The 17200-nt window shown below is 67.5% G+C and carries 13 protein-coding genes; 7 read left to right on the top strand and 6 right to left on the bottom strand.

Going from position 1 to position 17200, the window contains the following annotated elements:
- Positions 1–54 precede the first annotated feature (54 nt).
- Positions 55–615 carry a DUF4337 domain-containing protein gene (locus AC6RIC_RS05205; RefSeq protein ID WP_454655255.1) on the top strand — a complete coding sequence of 187 codons (561 nt, stop codon included), beginning with the start codon at positions 55–57 and terminating at the stop codon, positions 613–615.
- A 5-nt stretch (positions 616–620) separates the two neighbouring features.
- Here AC6RIC_RS05205 and AC6RIC_RS05200 read toward each other — a convergent pair whose 3' ends face one another.
- The 3 genes from AC6RIC_RS05200 to AC6RIC_RS05190 all read right to left on the bottom strand — a co-directional run bounded on the left by AC6RIC_RS05200 (position 621) and on the right by AC6RIC_RS05190 (position 4067).
- Positions 621–1481 carry an ABC transporter permease gene (locus tag AC6RIC_RS05200; protein WP_499735386.1) on the bottom strand — a complete coding sequence of 287 codons (861 nt, stop codon included), beginning with the start codon at positions 1479–1481 and terminating at the stop codon, positions 621–623.
- On the bottom strand, positions 1478–2422 hold the full coding sequence (locus tag AC6RIC_RS05195) for an ABC transporter permease (protein ID WP_499735385.1): 945 nt from the start codon (positions 2420–2422) through the stop codon (positions 1478–1480). Before AC6RIC_RS05195 ends, AC6RIC_RS05200 begins: the two co-directional genes overlap by 4 nt.
- Positions 2423–2576: 154 nt before the next feature.
- Positions 2577–4067 (bottom strand): ABC transporter substrate-binding protein, encoded by a 1491-nt coding sequence (locus tag AC6RIC_RS05190; protein ID WP_499735384.1) that lies wholly within the window; start codon positions 4065–4067, stop codon positions 2577–2579.
- A 177-nt stretch (positions 4068–4244) separates the two neighbouring features.
- Between AC6RIC_RS05190 and uxaC the strand changes: the two genes are divergently transcribed.
- The 3 genes from uxaC (at position 4245) to AC6RIC_RS05175 (ending at position 8112) form a co-directional block, all read left to right on the top strand.
- Complete coding sequence (gene uxaC / locus AC6RIC_RS05185; protein ID WP_499735383.1) at positions 4245–5648, top strand: glucuronate isomerase; 1404 nt, start codon at positions 4245–4247, stop codon at positions 5646–5648.
- Complete coding sequence (locus tag AC6RIC_RS05180) at positions 5645–7114, top strand: mannitol dehydrogenase family protein (protein ID WP_499735382.1); 1470 nt, start codon at positions 5645–5647, stop codon at positions 7112–7114. The genes uxaC and AC6RIC_RS05180 overlap by 4 nt, the downstream gene beginning before the upstream one ends.
- 170 nt (positions 7115–7284) lie before the next feature.
- Complete coding sequence (locus AC6RIC_RS05175; protein ID WP_499735381.1) at positions 7285–8112, top strand: transporter substrate-binding domain-containing protein; 828 nt, start codon at positions 7285–7287, stop codon at positions 8110–8112.
- 158 nt (positions 8113–8270) lie between these two features.
- Here AC6RIC_RS05175 and AC6RIC_RS05170 read toward each other — a convergent pair whose 3' ends face one another.
- Positions 8271–9422: an amidohydrolase gene (locus AC6RIC_RS05170; protein WP_499735380.1), complete on the bottom strand. Its 1152-nt coding sequence runs from the start codon at positions 9420–9422 to the stop codon at positions 8271–8273.
- Positions 9423–9716: 294 nt separating this feature from the next.
- On the opposite strand from AC6RIC_RS05170, the gene AC6RIC_RS05165 reads away from it, so the two are divergent.
- The 3 genes from AC6RIC_RS05165 (at position 9717) to AC6RIC_RS05155 (ending at position 13587) form a co-directional block, all read left to right on the top strand.
- Complete coding sequence (locus AC6RIC_RS05165) at positions 9717–11426, top strand: lysine--tRNA ligase (RefSeq protein ID WP_499735379.1); 1710 nt, start codon at positions 9717–9719, stop codon at positions 11424–11426.
- Between the two features lie 19 nt (positions 11427–11445).
- Positions 11446–12831 carry an FAD-binding oxidoreductase gene (locus tag AC6RIC_RS05160; RefSeq protein WP_499735378.1) on the top strand — a complete coding sequence of 462 codons (1386 nt, stop codon included), beginning with the start codon at positions 11446–11448 and terminating at the stop codon, positions 12829–12831.
- Between the two features lie 75 nt (positions 12832–12906).
- On the top strand, positions 12907–13587 hold the full coding sequence (locus tag AC6RIC_RS05155) for a nitroreductase (RefSeq protein WP_454655241.1): 681 nt from the start codon (positions 12907–12909) through the stop codon (positions 13585–13587).
- 225 nt (positions 13588–13812) lie between these two features.
- Here AC6RIC_RS05155 and AC6RIC_RS05150 read toward each other — a convergent pair whose 3' ends face one another.
- Both AC6RIC_RS05150 and AC6RIC_RS05145 read right to left on the bottom strand, forming a co-directional pair.
- The gene (locus AC6RIC_RS05150) at positions 13813–14868 is read right to left on the bottom strand and encodes a DUF808 domain-containing protein (protein WP_499735377.1); all 1056 of its coding nucleotides are present in this window, start codon (positions 14866–14868) and stop codon (positions 13813–13815) included.
- A 193-nt stretch (positions 14869–15061) separates the two neighbouring features.
- The gene (locus AC6RIC_RS05145; protein ID WP_499735376.1) at positions 15062–17134 is read right to left on the bottom strand and encodes a 3-hydroxyacyl-CoA dehydrogenase NAD-binding domain-containing protein; all 2073 of its coding nucleotides are present in this window, start codon (positions 17132–17134) and stop codon (positions 15062–15064) included.
- Between the last annotated feature and the right edge of the window lie 66 nt (positions 17135–17200).

Genomic DNA, 17200 nt, shown 5'->3' with positions numbered 1-17200 from the left:
GCCCAAACGGAAAGCCTTAAACAGCGCCGCCACCATGGCCTTGCGAGGTGATTCGTGTCCGATTCCGTTGAAACGCCCCAGGGCGGCAACAAGCGCGTCGCGCTGCTGATCGCGCTGCTTGCGCTCACGCTCGCCTTCTCCGAGATCGGCGGCAAGAATGCCGAGCAGGAGGCCGTCGCCAAGAATATCGAGGCCTCCAATCTCTGGGCCTTCTTCCAGGCCAAGACGATCCGCGGCACGACCGTGCGCACCGCCGCCGAGGCGCTGGAAGTCGAGCTTGCCGGCGTCACCGACGAGGCCGCCCGGCAGCGCCTGACCAAGCGCATCGAGAGCTGGAAGCAGACCGTCGCGCGCTATGATTCCGAGCCGGAGACCAATGAAGGGCGCAAGGAGCTCGCCGCCCGCGCCAAGGCGGCCGAGGCGCAGCGCGACATCGCCGCCGCCCGCGACGACAAGTTCGACATCGCCTCAGGCCTGATCCAGATCGCGATCGTGATTTCATCCGCCGCGATCATCACCGGCGTCGGCCTCCTCGCCGCGACCGGTGGCCTGCTCGGCATCGCCGGCATCGCGCTGATGGCGCTCGCCCAGTTCGCGCCGACAGCCCTGTTCTGACGGCCTTACCGGCTGCGGCGCAGGCGCGGATCGACGGCATCGCGCAAGCCGTCACCGAGCAGATTGAAGCCCAGCACGGTCAGCGCGATAGCGGCGCCCGGAAAGATCGCGAGCCAGGGCTGCACCGCCATGAAGGTCTGTGCCTCGTTGAGCATCCGCCCCCAGGACGGGTTCGGCGGCTGCGTGCCGAGCCCGAGATAGGACAGCCCCGCCTCGGCCAGCACCGCGAGCGCGAACTGGATCGTCGCCTGCACCACCAGGATGCCGGCGATGTTGGGCAGGACATGGCGCAGCGTGATCTGCCGGTTGTTGAGCCCCGCCGCCCGCGCCGCCTGAATGAAGTCCTGCGCCCAGACCTGCAGGGCCGCGCCGCGCGCCAGACGCGCGAAATAGGGCAGGTTCAGAACGGCGATGGCGACGATCGCGTTGAGCATGCCGGGGCCGACGATCGCGGTCATCATGATCGCGGTCAGCACGGCCGGGAAGGCGTGCGTGAAATCGGCCGTGCGCATGATCGCATGGTCGAGAAGGCCGTCGCGCCGGACGGAAGCCGCGAGTCCCAACGCCGTCCCGACGACCATGCCGATGCCGACCGCGCCGAGCCCAACCGCGAGCGAATTGCGCGCGCCGACCATGATCATCGAGAAGACGTCGCGGCCGAACTGGTCGGTGCCGAACCAGTTCACGGCGGACGGCCCCTTCAGCCGGTTCAGGATCATCATCTGCGTCGGCTGGTAGGGCGTCCAGACATAGGAAACCAGCGCTGCCGCGATGACGAGCGCAGCCAGCACCACGCCGATCACAAAGGAAGGCGCAAGCCACCAGTGCCTCTTGCCGCCCGAAGCCTTGTCCTGAACCGCGCTCATGATTGCCTCAGGCGCGGGTCGATCAGCCCATAGAGCAGTTCGACCGCGAAATTGATCAGGATCGCCAGCCCCGCGAAGAGCATGACGAGGTCCTTGACCACGATCAGGTCGTGCTGGGCGATGGCCTGGAAGACGAGCCGCCCCAGCCCCGGCAGCGCGAAGACGTTCTCGATGATGATCGCGCCGGCGATCAGCACCGAGAATTGAAGGCCGAGGATGGTGACGACCGGGATCAGCGCGTTGCGCAGGGCGTGCCGGCGCATCGTCGTGCCCTCGCTCAGTCCCTTGGCGCGGGCGGTGCGGACGAAATCCTCCTGCAGCGTGTCGAGCATCGAGGAGCGCGTCACCCGCGCGATGATCGCGGCCTGCGGCAGGGCGAGCGCCAATGCCGGCATCAGGAGGGCTTTCAGCGACACGCCTATCCCCGCCTGCCAGCCCGGAAAACCGCCGGCCGGCAGCCAGCCGAGCCCGACCGCGAAGACGAGCACGAGCAAGAGGCCGAACCAGAAATTCGGGATCGCCAGCCCGGCCTGCGCGAAGGCCATCACGCCGGTATCGGCCAGCCGGCCATGGCGCGAGGCCGCGAGCATGCCGAGCGGAATGCCAATCGCCGTTGCCAAGGCGATCGCCATCAGCGCGAGCGGCAAGGTCACCGCCATGCGCTCGGTGATGAGCTGCAGCACCGGCACGCGATAGGTATAGCTCTGGCCGAGATCGCCGGTGACGAGTCCGCCGAGCCAGATGAAGAAGCGCAGCACCGCCGGCTTGTCGAGCCCCATCTCGGCCCGGAGCGCGGCGAGCGCCTCGGGCGCGGCATTGAGCCCGAGCGTCACCGCTGCCGGATCGCCCGGCAGGATTTCGAGCACGACGAAGATCACCAGCGCCGCCGCGAGCAGGGTCAGGCCCAGCGCGACGAGCCGGCGCAGGATGTAGCCGATCACACCCTGCCCCTACCCACCTTGTCATCCCGGACAAGCGGCGAAGCCGCGCCGATCCGGGATCCATGCCGGAGCGATTCCGAGAAAGGTTCAGGCATGGATCCCGGGTCTCCCTGCGGTCGCCCGGGATGACCCGGTTGAATCCATGAGGCTGGGTTCACCGCCAACGCAGTTCCGCCAGCGGCGTCACCGGCAGCGGCCAGTCGGTCCACATGCCCTCAAGCGCGGCATTCGCCACCGTGATCTTGGGCAGGATGAAGAGGAAGCCGTTGACCGCATCCTGAGCCAGCTTGCGCTGCGCCTGCTTGTAGAGTTCGTTGCGCTCGGCTTCCGGCAGCGTCACCGCGATCTTGGCGATCAGCGCCTTGAAGTCCGGGTCCTTGTACTGGAAGTAATAGCCGTCCCGCGCGTAGATATCGATGTCGAGCGGCTCGGTATGCGCGATGATGCTGAGGTCGTAATCCTTGTTGCGGAAGACGCGCTCCAGCCACTGCGGGAATTCCAGCGGCTCGATCGCCGCGTTGATGCCGACCTGCGAGAGCAGCGCCGCGACGATCTCGCCGGAGCGGCGGGCATAGGATGGCGGCGGCAACTTCAGCGTGCAGTTGAAGCCGTTCGGGAAGCCGGCCTCCTTGAGCAGCGCCTTGGCCTTGGCGGGGTCGTAAGGGTAGGTGCCCGTCAGGTCGACATAGGCCGGATGCAGCGGCGAGAAATGGCTGCCGATCAGATTGACGTCGAAACCGTAGACGCCGAGTGCGATGGTCTTGCGGTCGAGCGCATGGGCGATCGCCTGCCTCACCTTCAGATTGTCGAATGGTGGCTTGGCATTGTTGATGCCGAGCACCGTCTCGCCTTCGGTGCCGCCGATCGTGACCTTGAGCTTGGCATCGGCCTTGAGCTGCGGCACGGCCTCCGGCGCCGAGAGATTGGTATGGGCGTCGACGTCGCCCGCCCTGAGCGCCGCGACCTGCGCCTGCGGATCGGACATGAAGCGGAAAGTCGCCTTGGCCAGCGCCGGCTTCTCACCCCAATAGCTGTCGTTGCGGGCGAGTTCGAGCCGGTCGCCGCGGTTCCAGCGCACGAATTTGAACGGGCCGGTGCCGACCGGATTGGTCTTGTTGTTGGCGGCCGTCGCCGGCGCCACGATCACCGCATCGCCCCAGGCGAGGCCGAACAGGAAATTCGCCGTCGGCTGCTTGAGCTTGATCACCACGGTCGCCGGATCCGGCGTCGTGATCTCTGCGATCGGCGTAAAGAGCTGGCGCTGGGCGTTGGTGGAATCGGGTGCGACCGCGCGCTCGAACGAGAACTTCACCTGCTCGGCGGTGAAGGGTGTGTCGTCGTGGAACTTCGCGCCCTGCCGCAGCTTGAAGCGATAGGTGATATTGTCGTCGGCGATCTGCCAGCTCTCGGCAAGGCAGGGCTGCAGCTTGCCGGTCCGGTCGATCTTGACCAGGCCCTCGAAGATGTTCTGCAGCGTGACTTCGCGGATCGCCTGCGCGGCGCCGGAGGTCGGGTCCAGCGTCGGCGGTTCCAACGTCTGGGCGATGGTCACGCTGTCCTTTGCCTGGGCCAGCGCGACGACGGGAAGCTGCGCCGCCAGCGCTGCCAATCCCGCCCCCGCCAGGAGTTCACGCCGCGTCGTCATATCCATCGCTCCGATGCCGTTGCGGCGCGAGGATGACGCGGGAAACCCGGGAAACGCAAGCCCGCTTCCAACGCAATCCCCGTTGGGTAGGAAAGAGCTTCTGGCGCACTAGTATACCAGACGATTGACCCCTGCCTCAGCCGGCTCTAGAGATCGGTGCGACCGATGGAGATGCCCATGCTGCTGCACGACGATCGCCTCTTTCCCGCCGATCCGGTGACGCGCGGCATCGCGCGCCGGCTCTTCGCCACGGTCCGCGACCTGCCGATCATCTCGCCGCACGGCCACACCGATCCGCGCTGGTATGCCGAGGACAACGCCTTTCCCGATCCGGCGACCCTCTTCGTCAAGCCGGACCACTATATCTTCCGCATGCTCTATTCTCAGGGCGTCCGGCTGGAAGAGCTCGGCATCAACAGAAAGGATGGCGGGCCGGTCGAGACCGATCCACGCAAGATCTGGAAGCTCTTCGCCGACCATTGGCACCTGTTCCGGGGCACGCCGACGCGGCTCTGGTTCGAGCACGCCACCTCAAGCGTCTTCGGCATCAACGAGCGCCTGACGCCGGAGAATGCCGACAAGATCTACGATAAGATCGCCGCCAAGCTGGAAGAGCCGGAGCTTCGGCCCCGCGCCCTGTTCAAGCGCTTCAACATCGAGGCGATCAGCACGACCGAAGGCGCGCTCGACGATCTCCGCTGGCACGACATGGTCCGTGAGTCCGGCTGGGACGGCAAGGTCGTCACCGCCTACCGCCCCGACAGCGTCGTCGATCCGGAGTTCGAGGGCTTCGCCGACAATCTCGAAAAGTTCGGCGAGCTGACGGGCGAGGACATCGGTTCCTGGACCGGCTATCTCGCGGCCCATCGCAAGCGGCGCGCCTATTTCAAGGAACGTGGCGCCACCTCCTCCGATCATGGCCACGCCACGGCCCGCACCGCCAATCTCTCGCATGCGGACGCCGAAAAGCTCTACGCCAAGATCCTCAAGGGCAAGGTCTCGGCCAAGGACGCCGACCTGTTCCGCGGCCAGATGCTGACCGAGATGGCGAAGATGAGCCTCGACGACGAGCTGGTTCTCCAGATCCATCCGGGCTCCCACCGCAACCACAACGCAGCGCTGTTCGAGCATTTCGGCCGCGACATGGGCTGCGATATCCCGACGCAGACCAATTACGTGGAAGCGCTGAAGCCGCTGCTCGACGCTGTGGGCAACGAGCCGGGCCTCACCGTCATCGCCTTCACCCTCGACGAAACCGCCTATTCGCGCGAGCTCGCTCCGCTCGCAGGACACTACCCGGCGCTGCGGCTCGGGCCGGGCTGGTGGTTCCTCGATGCTCCCGAAGCGATGCTGCGCTTCCGCGAGCTGACGACCGAGACGGCGGGCTTCTACAACACCGTCGGCTTCAACGACGACACCCGCGCCTATCTCTCGATTCCCGCCCGTCACGACGTCGCCCGCCGGGTCGACTGCGCCTATCTCGCCAAGCTCGTTGCCGAGCACCGGCTGGAGGAGGATGAGGCGGCCGAGGTCGCCTATGACCTCGCCTATCGCCTCGCCAAGGAGGCCTACAAGCTGTGACCCGCCTCTCCGCTGCCACGCTCGCCGGCCTGCCGTCCTCGGTCCGCCGTCCGGCCTATGATCGCTCGGCCCTCAAGCCCGGCATCGTCCATCTCGGCCTCGGCGCCTTCGCCCGCGGCCACCTCGCCGAGTACACCGAGGATGCCCTGGAGAAATCCTTCGGCGCCTGGGGCATCGTCGGTGCCAGCCTCCAGCGCCCGGACCAACGCGACCGGCTGAAGCCGCAGGACGGACTCTATACCCTGCTCAAGCTCGCCCCGACCGGGCCGGAATTGCGCGTGATCGGCTCGGTGCTCGACGTGCTCGTCGCGCCCGAGAGCCCCTCGGCGCTCATCGCCCGGCTGGCAGCACCCGAGACCCGCATCGTCTCGCTCACCGTCACCGAGAAGGGCTATTGCCACGATCCCGCGACCGGCAGGCTCAAGGCCGATCATCCCGATATCATCCACGACCTCGCCAATCCGGAGGCACCGCGCTCGGCGGTAGGTATCCTCGTCGCCGGGCTGAAGGCGCGCCGCGATGCGGGCTTGGGCCCCTTCACCGCGCTCTGCTGCGACAACCTCCCCTCCAACGGCCATGTCCTGCGCGGTCTCGTCCGCGATTTCGCGGCGCTCACCGATGACAAGCTCGCCGCCTGGATCGAGGCCAATGGCGCCTTCCCGGCGACGATGGTCGACCGCATCGTGCCGGCCACGACCGACGCCGATATCGCCGAAGTCGCCCGGCTGATCGGTGTGGAGGATGCCGCCCCCGTCATCGGCGAGCCCTTCCGGCAATGGGCGATCGAGGATGTCTTCGCCAACGGCCGCCCGGATTGGCACGACGTCGGCGCCCAGATGGTCTCCGAGGTCGCGCCCTTCGAGTTCATGAAGCTGCGCATGCTCAACGGCGCCCATTCCTCGCTCGCCTATCTCGGCTATCTCGCCGGGCACGAAACGGTCGCCGAGGCCAGCGGCGATCCCGTCCTCGCCCGCTTCCTTGAGGGCCTTTGGGCCGAGATCATCCCGACCGTGCCGGCCCCGCAAGGCGTCGTGCTCTCGGATTATGCCAAGGCCCTGCTCATCCGCTTCCAGAATCCGGCGATCCGCCACCGCACCTGGCAGATCGCCATGGACGGTTCGCAGAAGCTGCCGCAGCGCCTGCTCGGCACGATCCGCGAGCGCCTGAAGGCCGGCGCCGGAATCGACCATCTCGCGCTCGGCGTCGCCGCCTGGATGCGCTACGTCACCGGCATCGACGAGAAGGGCGTTGCCATCGACGTCCGCGACCCGCTTGTCGCGGAGCTGAAGCGCCGCGCCGAGGCCGCCGGACGCGACGCCAAGGTCTTGGTCGAAGCCCTCACCGGCATCGAGGCGATCTTCGGGACCGACCTGCCTGGCGACCTTCGGTTTACAAAACCGGTGACCGCTCACCTTGCCTCGCTCCTCGACCGGGGCGCGAAGGCGACGGCAGCGAGCCTCGGCTGAACGTCTAGCGTCATGCTCGCCCTTGTGGCGAGCATCCACGTCTTGGACACGACCTTCGACCAGCGAAGACGTGGATGGTCGGGACAGGCCCGACCAAGACGTCGAGCATGGCCGCATGCGGGCGCAAAGCCCCCTTGATCCGCGTTCGCATCCCACGCCACATAGGCGCGATGCTTCGCGCGCTCACTCTTGCAGTCTCGCTCCTCATCGCCGCCACGGGCCTGGCGCAGGAGCTGCCGCGCATCGCCATCCCCAATCTCTGGGACCCGCGCATTCGGCTCGACCGACCGGAGCCCGGCCCGCCGCGCGTCGTGCGCTTCCTCGCCGATGACGATTATCCGCCCTTCCATTTCGCCGGGCCGGACGGGGCGTTGACCGGCTTCTCGGTCGAGCTCGCCCGCGCCGTTTGCGAGAAGCTGGCCTGGACCTGCACCATCCAGCCGCGTCGCTTCGATACGCTCGCCGACTCGCTGGCCGAGGGCCGCGGCGACGTGCTCGCCGCGGCGATGAACCTGACGCCGGCCCTGCGCGAGCGCTTCGCCGCGAGCCATCTCTATTTCCGAGCTCCGGCCCGCTTCATCACCACGCGCGGCAATGCCCGCGCCGCGCTTGACGGCACGGCTCTTCAGGGACGGCGCGTCGCGGTGGTCTCCGGCACGGCACATCAGGCCTTCCTCGAACGGCTCATGCCCTTCGTGCAGCGCCGCGAGAGCGCCAATCTGAATGCCGCGATCGCCGCGCTCCGCAGCGGTGAGGCGGAATATGTCTTCGGCGACGGGGGGGCCTTGTCGCTGGCGCTCGCCGGCAGCGGCGGCGAGTTCGCCTTCTCGGGAGGCCCCTATCTCGAAAGCCGCTATTTCGGCGAAGGCGTTGCCTTCCTGCTGCGCAAGGACGATCCCGCCCTGAAGCGCGCGATCGATTACGCGCTGCAGGGCCTCTGGGACGACGGGACCTATGCCCGCCTCTATCTGCGCTTCTTCCCGGTCAGCCCGTATTGACCGAACCACACCTTTGTCATTCCGGGGCGCGCCGCAGGCGTGAGCCCGGAACCCATGACTGGGTGCAACATCTGATGCCCGGTTGCCGATCGCTCACCCAGTCGTGGGTTCCGGGCTCTTCGCTACGCGAAGCCCCGGAATGACAAAGCGGGCTGATATCAGGGCGCGTTGCTGGCCAGCGCCTGCTTCGCCACCGCCGCGAGCCAGCCGGACGCCGCCGGCAGGATTTCGTCGTTGAAGTTGTAGCGATCATTGTGCAGGTCACCGCCATTCACCGACGGGCCATTGCCCATCCAGATATAGCAGCCGGGACGCTTCTCCAGGAAATAGGCGAAATCCTCGCCGGTCGTGCTGGCCTTCATGTCGCGCCGAACCGGCAGTCCGGCGGCCTCGCCAGCGGCGGCGGCCATGTCCTCTTCCGCCGGCGTGTTGATCGTGGCGACGCCATAGGTGAACTCGACCGCTGCCGTCATCTCGAAGGTCGCGGCGATGTTCTCGCCGATACCCTTGAGACGCGAGAGCAGGCGGTCACGCACAGCCGGCACGAAGGTGCGGAACGTGCCCTCGATGAAGACATTGGTCGGAATCTGGTTGGAGGCGAGCCCGCCATGGACCTGGCCGATCGAGACCACCGCCGATTCCATCGGGTCGACATTGCGTGAGACGATCGTCTGCAGCGCCACGATCAGATGCCCCATCGCCACGATCGGGTCATGGGTCTGCTCCGGCAGGGCCGCATGGCCGGCCTTGCCGGTCAGCGTGATCTTGAAGCGCCCGGGCTCGGACATCACCGGGCCGCGATGCACCGCGACGGTGCCGGCCGCGAGCCCCGGCCAGTTATGCAGCGCGAAGACGCGCTCCATCGGGAAGCGCTCCAGCACGCCGTCCTCGAGCATGGCGAGCGCGCCGCCCGTGCCTTCCTCCGCCGGCTGGAAGACGAACTGCACCGTGCCGCTCCAGCCGTCATCGGCCTTGAGCAGCGCCGCCGCGCCGAGCAGCGAGGTGGTGTGGCCGTCATGACCGCAGGCATGCATGACATTCGGCGTCTTGGACTTGTAGGGGAGATCGTTGACCTCCTGGATCGGCAGCGCGTCCATGTCGGCACGCAGGCCAACGGTCCGCTCGGAGGCGCCCTTCGTCAGCGTAGCGACCACACCGTAGCCGCCGACATTGGCGACGAAGGGCACGCCGAGCTCGGTCAGCTTCTCCTGCACGAAGGCACTGGTCATCTTCTCGTGGCGCCCGAGTTCGGGATGGGCGTGGAGATGTCGTCGCCAGGCGGTCAGCTTGTCGAGCAGGTCGCGGTCCAAGACGGGCATCCTTTCGAAAGGCGTGGTCAGATACGAAAGCGCCCAGACTACCCCGCACGGCGGGCACGACAACCGTCGAAAACAGAAGGCCGTCATTCCGGACAAGCCGCGTCAGCGGCGCCGATCCGGAATCCATCGTAGAGCACTGCCCCCTCCGATGGATTCCGGATCTTCGCTTCGCTCCGCCCGGAATGACGACAGAGTTTCATTGACTGTGCCCTTCGCAATCTGCGAAAGCCCAACGCCCGTTGCGATGTCCGCAACGCCGTAGACGCGGAGAGGATACCCGCCCAAATGCCCGCCTTCGACGCAGCCCTCGTTGACGCCGCCCAGCGTTCGGCCTCCTGGCCGTTCGAGGAGGCGCGCAAGCTCGTGGCCCGCATCGAGAAATCCGGCAAGAAATCGGTGATCTTCGAAACCGGCTATGGCCCCTCGGGCCTGCCGCATATCGGCACCTTCGGCGAGGTCGCGCGCACCTCGATGGTCCGCCACGCCTTCCAGGTGCTGACCGGCAACACTATCCCGACCCGGCTCGTCGCCTTCTCCGACGACATGGACGGCCTGCGCAAGGTGCCGGACAACGTGCCGAACAAGGAACTGCTCGCTGCCAACATCGGCAAGCCGCTGACCGAGGTGCCGGACCCGTTCGGCACGCATGACTCGTTCGGCCGTCACAACAACGCGCGGCTCTGCGCCTTCCTCGACAGCTTCGGCTTCGACTACGAGTTCAAGTCCTCGACCGACTCGTACCGTGCCGGCGAGTTCGACGCGACGCTGCTCAAGATGCTCGCCCGCTACGACGCCATGATGAAGATCATGCTGCCGACGCTGCGCGAGGAGCGGGCCGCGACCTATTCGCCCTTCCTGCCGATCCACCCGAAGACGCGCATCGTCATGCAGGTGCCGATCGACGAGGTCGATGTCGAGGCCGGCACCATCGCCTGGACCGATCCAGACACGAAGGAGCGCTTCGTCTCGCCAGTCACCGGCGGCCATGTGAAGCTACAGTGGAAGCCGGACTGGGCGATGCGCTGGGTCGCGCTCGGCATCGACTACGAGATGGCCGGCAAGGACCTGATCGACTCCGTCAAGGTCTCCTCGCAAATCGCGCGCGCGCTCGACGGCACGCCGCCGGAGGGCTTCAACTACGAGCTCTTCCTGGACGAGCAGGGCCAGAAGATCTCGAAGTCGAAGGGCAACGGCCTGACCATCGAGGACTGGCTGACCTATGGCCCGCCGGAGAGCCTGGCGCTCTACATGTTCCAGCGCCCGCGCGAGGCTAAAAAGCTCCACTTCGACGTGATCCCGCGCGCGGTCGACGAATACCTCCAGTTCCTCGGCGGCTACGAGAAGCAGGACTGGAAGAACCGCCTCGGCAACCCGGTCTGGCACATCCATGCCGGCAATCCTCCGGCGCCGGAGGTCATCGCCTCGGGCGAGGGCGACAACACGGTCCGTACGCAGGTCACCTTCGGCCTGCTGATGAACCTCGTGGCCGTCGCGAATTCCGAGGACAAGGCCGTGCTCTGGGGCTTCCTCCAGCGCTATGCGCCGGGCATGTCGCCGGAAACCCATCCGCGCCTCGACGCGCTGGTCGGCTACGCGATCGCCTATTTCCGCGATTTCGTGAAGCCGGCGAAAAACTATCGCCCGGCCGACGAGGTCGAGCGTGACGCCTTCACCAAGCTCGACGCCGCCTTGGCCGCGCTGCCGGCCGATCCGACGCCGGAGATGGTGCAGGACACGGCGCTGGACGTCGCCCGCGCCATCCCGCGCTACCAGAACCTCACCGCCAAGAACGCGACGCCGGAGCGTCCGGGCGTCTCCGGCGACTGGTGGAAGGCGATCTACCAGGTGATGTTCGGTGAGGATCAAGGCCCGCGCTTCGGCTCCTTCGCCGCGATCTACGGCCTGCCCAATACCCGCGCCCTGATCGCCAAGGCGCTGGCCGGTGATCTGGTCAAGGACCACGCCGCCTTCCTGGCGGCACGCAAAGCCGACTGACGAGCTGACGGAGCCTGCCATGACCATTCCCGACGACGCGCTCGCGGCGCTGGCGGAGGTGGTCGGCTCCGGCGGCCTGCGCAGCGGCGAGGCGATCCCCGCCCGCAACCGCAAGGATGCCTCCAGGACGAAAGAGCGCCTGCCGGCCCTCCTCGTCATGCCCAGGACAACCGAGGAGGTCGCCGCGGTGCTGGCGGTCTGCTCGCGGTTCTCGCTGCCCGTCGTCGTCCAGGGCGGCATGACGGGCCTGGCCGGCGGCGCCGCGCCGCAAGCCGGCGAGATCGCGCTCTCGCTCGAGAAGATGACCGGCGTCGAGGAGATCGACCCGGTGACGCGGACGATGACCGTGCTCGCCGGCACGCCGCTCGCGGTCGTGCAGGAGAACGCCGCCGCCGCCGGCTTCCTCTATGGCGTCGATCTCGGTGCGCGCGGGACCTGCACCATCGGCGGCAATGTCGCGACCAATGCCGGCGGCGTGCAGGTGCTGCGCTACGGCATGACGCGGCGCAATGTGCTCGGCCTCGAAGCGGTGATGGCCGACGGCCGCATCGTCAGCCATCTCAAGAAGGTGGTGAAGAACAATGCCGGCTATGACTGGACGCAGCTCTTCATCGGCAGCGAGGGTACGCTCGGCGTCGTCACCCGCGTGCTGCTCGCCCTGCAGCCGGCGGTGACCGGCACGCAGACCGCGCTCTGCGCCGCCGGCAGCGTCGCCAATGCGCTCGCGGCGCTCAACCGCCTCGAAGCCCGGCTCGGCGGCGGCCTGCTCGCCTTCGAGGCGATGTGGTCGGAATACATGACGGCCGCCATTGAAAAAGTTGGCCTGCCCGCTCCTTTTGCCGAGCAGCCGGAAGTCGTGCTCGTCATCGAGGCCGCGATGGGTCCGGGTAGCGCGGGCGAGGAAACCTTCGCGGAAGCGCTTGCCGAGCTGGCGGAGGAAGGCCTGCTGGACGATGCCCTGATCGCGCAATCAGGCCGCGACCGGCAGCGCTTCTGGGCCTATCGCGAGGCGAATTACGAGTTCTACCGCGAGCTGCCGACCGGCGTGCATTTCGACGTCAGCATCCCCCTGGGCGCGATGGCGGATGCGATCGCCTTGCTGCGCCAACGGGTCAAGGCCCGCAGCAACACGGCCATTCCCATCGTCTTCGGCCATCTCGCCGACAGCAACCTGCATCTCTCGATCCACGACCAGACGGGGGATCTCTCCGGCTTTGCAGACATCGTCTACGAGCTGGTCCGCGAGAAGCAGGGCAGCATCTCCGCCGAACACGGCGTCGGCGTGCTGAAGCGGCCCTATCTCGGCATGAGTCGCTCGGATGCAGAGCTCGCGCTGATGACGACGCTGAAGCGGACGCTCGACCCCGGCAACATCCTCAATCGCGGGCGCATCCTGCCGGCTTGAGCTATGGCGCCGAGCCGTTGGCTCTGCCAGACTCACGCGCCGTGAAGGATCGGGGCGCGGAGCATGATCGACGAGATGACGCCTGACCAAGCCATCGAACGTGCGATCCGCGCGCGCCGCGCCATCCGCGCCTTCCGGCCCGATCCGGTCGAGCCCGCTCTCGTCCGCCGCCTGATCGATCTCGCCGCGCAGGCGCCCTCGGGCACCAACATGCAGCCCTGGAAACTCCGGGTGATCGGCCCTCAGTCGCGGGCGCGGCTGGAGACGGCGCTGCTCGCAGCGCTCGATGCCGGCGGGCGCCCCGGCGTCGAGGAATACCGCTACTATCCCGCGCAGTTCCGCGAGCCCTATCTGGCGCGCCGCCGCAAGGTCGGCTGGGACCTCTACAGCCTGCTCGGCGTGGTCAAGGGCGATACCGAGGGCATGAAGCGCCAGACGGCCGCGAACCTGCGATTCTTCGATGCGCCGGTCGCGCTGATGCTGACCATCGACCGCGATCTGGAGATCGGTTCCTGGCTCGATCTCGGCATGTTCATCCAGACCCTGCTGATCGCCGCCCAGGGCCATGGCCTCGATTCCTGCCCGCAGGCGATCTTCGCGCAGTTCCACCCGATCGTGCGGCGCGAGCTCGCAATCCCCGAGGACGAGGTCGTGGTCTGTGGCATCGCCATCGGCAAGGCCGATCCCGATGCCCCGGCCAACCGCCTCGTGCCCGAGCGCGAGCCGGTCGAGGGCTTCACGACCTGGCTGGATTGAGGGAAGGCAGGAAGCGCCAGCCATGACCGGGCTTTCCCTTGTCGGAACCACGCTTGTCATTCCGGGGCTTCGCACAGCGAAGAACCCGGAACCCACGACGGGGTTAAACCGTCGACGCCTGACAGCCAACCGCTCACCCAGTCGTGGGTTCCGGGTTCACGCCTGCGGCGTGCCCCGGAATGACAGTGGTCGTGCCAAGTCGCTGCGATCAGGCGGTAACAGCGCCTAGGCGCCCGTCTGCGCCGCTGTATACTTCCGGAACAGCTTCACCGCCGGCCCGACCAGCCAGTGCATCGCGACGATGGTGAGGCCGCCGACGATCACCCCGAACACGGCTGCGAGCGCCGCCCCGGCCAGCCATTCGCCGGCACCGACCAGTGCTGCCGGCAAAGCGCGCCCTGCCGCGACCGCGAGGTCATGGACGCCATGCCCGAGACCGCTGAGGCCATATTCTTCCAGCCCGTGGATGATGATGCCGCCGCCGACCCAGAGCATCGCGGCCGTGCCGACCACGCCGAGCAGATTGAGGAAATGCGGCATGGCGACGACGAGGCCACGTCCGAAAGGCTGCGTCAGCCACGAAAGCGCACGGTCGAGCGCCCCCGCCTCGCCCGGCTCCAACCGCCGCAGGCCGAACAGGCTCGCCGCTGGCCGCCGGTTCGCGGCGAGCGCCATGCCGGCATCGTCGGCCTTCACGATCAGCGCGACGACGCCATAGACCGCGACGGTGATGCCGATGCCGACGATCGCGAGCACCGCCGCCTTCATCCGGAAGGACTGGTCGGCAACGCCTGCCAGCGTGATCGCCATGATCTCGGCCGACAGGATGAAATCCGTCTTCACCGCACCAGCGATCTTCTGCTGCTCGAGCGCGGTCGGATCGCCAACCGCCTCACCGGCCTTGCCTTCGCCATGGGCGCCATGCGGCAAGACCAGTTCGAGAAGCTTCTCGGCGCCTTCGAAGCAGAGGAAGACGCCGCCCGCCATCAGGAGCGGCGTGATCGCCCAGGGCGCGATCAGCGCAAGGATCAGCGCGCCCGGCAGCAGGATGAGGAGCTTGTTGCGCAGCGACCCCAGCGCGATCCGCCAGATAATCGGCAGTTCGCGGGCCGCCGTGAAACCGACGGCATAGCGCGGCGTCACCGCCGCGTCGTCGATGACGACGCCCGCAGCTTTCGTCCCGGCCTTGCCGGCCTGCGCCACGACATCGTCGACGGAGGACGCCGCGATCTTGGCGATGCCGGCAACGTCGTCCAGCAGCGCGAACAAACCCGAAGCCAAGCGGCTCCCTCCCTATGACTTCGCTGCAACCAAACTAGCTTGCGCTGCGTGAAAAGGGAAAGGCGCCGTCATTCCGGACAAGCCGCAACAGCGGCGCCGATCCGGAATCCATCGAAGGGAGCCGCGCCCCAATGATGGATTCCGGGTCTCCGCTTCGCTCCGCCCGGAATGACGCGTGGGGATGGGGCTTCCTCTACCCTTTCAGGCTGGCGAAACCCTTGCCCTCAGTCGCGAGACGCCTGAGTAGCGGCGCCGGCTCCAGCGCCTTGTCGCCGCTCTCGGCAGCCTGCGCCTCCAGCCGCTTCACGATGACGTCGAGCCCGACACTGTCGGCCCAGAACATCGGCCCGCCGCGCCAGGCCGGCCAGTTATAGCCGTTGATCCAGACGATATCGATGTCGCCCGGCCGCGCCGCGATACCCTCTTCCAGGATGCGCGCGCCCTCATTGACCATCGGGTCGAGCAGTCGGGCGAGGATGTCCTCCTGCGTGAAGCTGCGCCGTGCCACGCCCTGCTCGGCCGAGATACGGGCGATCAGCGCCTCGACCTCGGGGCAGCGCTGTCCGGCGCGCGCGCCCTGCGGATAGAGATAGTAGCCGCGCCCGGTCTTCTGGCCGAACCAGCCGGCCTCGCAGACCGCATCGGCCACGGCGGCCTTGAGGCCGCGTGCCTTGCGCGAGCGCCAGCCGATATCGTTGCCGGCGAGATCGGCCATGGCGAAGGGACCCATCTTGAAGCCGAAGCCGACCAGCGCAGCATCGACCTCATGCGGCAACGCGCCAGCGACCAGCAAGCGCTCGGCAGCGCGGGTGCGCTGCTCCAGCATGCGGTTGCCGACGAACCCGAAGCCGTTGCCGACCACGACCGGAACCTTGCCGAGCTTCCGACCGAGCGCGACGGCGGTCGCAATCGCATCGTCGGCCGCCCCCTTCGGGCGAACGATCTCCAAGAGCTTCATGACATTGGCCGGGCTGAAGAAATGCATGCCGATCACGTCCTGCGGGCGCTTCGTCGCCGCCGCGATCGTGGGCACGTCGAGATAGGAGGTGTTGCTGGCAAGGATCGCGCCGGGCTTCGCCACCTTGTCGAGCTCGCCGAAGATCTGCTGCTTGACGCCCATTTCCTCGAACGCCGCCTCGACGACGATATCGGCTCCCGTTGCAGCCGCGAGGCCGACCGCCGGCTTGATCAGCGCCATGCGGCCGGCCTTGGCCTCCGGCGTCAGGGACCCCCTGGAAACCGAGATATCGTAGATCGCGCCGATGCGGTTGATGCCGTTGTCGAGCGCAGCCTTGGCCGTCTCGATCAGGGTCACCGGGATGCCGGCATTGGCAAAGCACATCGCGATGCCGCCGCCCATCGTGCCGGCGCCGATCACGGCGGCGCTGGCGATCTCGTGCGGCTTCACCTCGGGCCCGATACCCGGCACCTTCGCAATCTCGCGCTCGGCGAAGAAGACATGGCGCAGCGCCTTCGAGCGCTCATCGACGAGCAGCGACAGGAAGAGCTTGCGCTCGACCGCCGCGCCCTCCGCGAAAGGCAGCGTAAAGCTTGCGCGCACGGCCTCGACCAGCGCCGGCACGTTCGGCATGCCCTCGGCCTTCTTCACGGCCTCCTTGGCCAAGGCCTCGAAAGCGTCGCGATCGGTATCGGTCAATTCGCCGGTGGCCTCGCTCGTGACCGGGCGGCGCCCTTCCGCGGCCATCCCTTCGGCCAGCCGGATCGCGGCGGCCACGAGATCGCTGGAGACGACCTCGTCGAGGAGCCCGTATTCGAGTGCTTTGCCGGCCGAAATCGGCTCGCCCGAGAGCATCATCGGGAAGGCCTTGGCCGCCCCGATCAGACGCGGCAGGCGCTGGGTGCCGCCAGCGCCGGGTATGAGCCCGAGCTTGATCTCGGGCAGGCCGAGCTTCGCCGCCGGCAGCGCGACGCGCCCGTGGCAGGCGAGCGCGACCTCCAGCCCGCCGCCCAGCGCCACGCCCTGGATCGCCGCGACGACCGGCTTGTTCGAGCCCTCGATCGCGTCGAGCACATCCGGCAGGTTGGGCGGGGCCGGCGGCTTGCCGAACTCGCTGATATCGGCGCCCGCGATGAAGGCCTTGCCGGCGGAGGCGATCACGATCGCGACCACGGCAGCATCGGCATTGGCCTGCTTGATAGCGCTCGCCAGCCCTTCGCGGACGGCGGCGCCCAGCGCATTCACTGGCGGATTGTCGATGGTGGCGATCGCGACCTTGCCGCGCACCTCGAGCTGAACCTTCGTCATCGACGTCTCCGCAATCCCTGTCCTGCGCCCGACTCGCAAGCCAAGGCAGTGAAGGCGCTATAGCAT

This window comes from Allobosea sp. TBD101, from assembly GCF_059817965.1.
This window is presented reverse-complemented; position numbering and strand designations above follow the sequence as displayed.